We start from the raw sequence: 1,653 nt of genomic DNA, 5'->3' as shown, positions 1-1,653 counted from the left end.
ATCAGCGGCTTGAACGAGATAGTAGCGTAAATACTTATTCCCGGTTCGCACACGATGGGTGTTTTCTGATTCATACTCACCTGATTGATATTGTGACCATACAAGTCCTGCGTATTTCGCTAAAGCGTGATGATCATCAAAACGCTTAATGTCACCAATTTCAGAGAGTAATCCCGCTGCGTACACGGGTCCGATGCCTTTTACCGATGTTAATGTTTGGGTGAATCCTTTCATCATGCGCTCGATTTCTTTATCTAAGCGCTTGACTTGGGCTTCCATATGGCGAATCGTACTTAAAATCACAGATAGCGATAAATTCACGGGATCCGCCATCATCTTGTCTAGACGATAGGAGTTGCGTGCCAGCTTTTGAAGATATTTTGCGATTTCTTCTGGTTCCGCAAAACGATTCTTGCCCTTATCTTGTAAGAACTCTACAAGCTCTTCTAGTGGCATTTCTGCAATCATTTCAGGGTCGAGCTCTTCAATGACGGCTAAACTCGTCGTACCAAATGTGTTAGAGAACGGGTTATCTTGGCGTAAGCCACTAAATTTTAAAAACAGTTGATTCATCATGTACGTTTTATTACGCGCAATTTCATGCATCATGTGAAATCGTGTACGTGTTAAACGGCGAAGTGCCTCGTGTTGAAGAGTTTCTTGCATTTCATATGGCAAACGTCCAAAGCGTAGATGATCCGCAATAACCCAGGCATCAATCCGGTCGTTTTTCGGTAACGTATCGTAGCCTTTTTTAAAGCGTGCTACTTTTCGAGCATTGAGCATAAACACCGCTGTTTGAAACAAGGGTGCATAGCCCTGTAATTGATTTTTCAAATAATGGGCTAGATGCCAACTATATTGGTCCGTTGACTCCATCCCAATTTTTAATTGTGTGAGCTGATTCTTTTCCGCTGTTTTTAAAAGCTTTTGAATCAAGGTGTTCGCACCTTCTACATCATTAGAAACAGAAAAATCAGCAAGCGAATGACCCTCGCCATGCATGAATTGGACATGATGGGAGCGCATACTCACGTCGATACCGACTAGCATTTGTGACATGCCAATCACCTCCTATAGTGGGAATAATCAAGATTGTCTCAGACCTGGGTGCCCAGTCGAATCATCGATGTCTGCCTCGTGATGAGCAATCAAAGTGAAGAAGACCATAATGAGCGCTACACTCTCTTCTCCAACAACGTCGCAGCCAGTGGTTAGACCTTCAATAATGAACGATGGGTAGCAGGCTTTTTAAGCAGTGCACAAAAAGTGCCCGCAAGGGGGAATAGCTATTTCCTGCGTCAACCTTGTCCGTTCCATTGTCTCATGGGCACAGTCTGAGTGAAATAAAAGCTGAAATAAAAAAAGGACGAAGTACTAAAATGGAGCCTCCTCCATCCTTCGCCCAAACGATATAAAATTGGATAACACAAATAAGCAGGTAAGCACCTGTTAGCTATACTATTTTGAATGGTTAAAATGGAAGTTTCCTTTTGGTCCCTCGTGTAAACCAGGGTCAAACAGGTAAAACATAAAAAAAGAGTGAGGGAGCCAAAAGGCGACTATCTCCTATAGGAAATCCAACAGATTCCCCAGTTGTCCGGATCAACTGGAAATTCTATCGGAAAGAGCTCTTACTACTAATATACGAGG

At 42.8% G+C, this 1,653-nt stretch carries 1 protein-coding gene; it reads right to left on the bottom strand.

Annotated elements, in window-relative coordinates:
- Positions 1-1,062 (bottom strand): IS110 family transposase (locus tag ACQKOG_RS27085; RefSeq protein ID WP_427448592.1); only part of this gene is annotated, 1,062 nt, incomplete at its 3' end.
- Positions 1,063-1,653: the final 591 nt, after the last annotated feature.

It is taken from the genome of Lysinibacillus sp. NPDC093216 (genome assembly GCF_050280325.1).
Classification (GTDB): Bacteria; Bacillota; Bacilli; order Bacillales_A; family Planococcaceae; genus Lysinibacillus.
The sequence above is the reverse complement of the archived record's forward strand: the minus strand, read 5'-3'. Positions and strand labels throughout refer to the sequence as shown.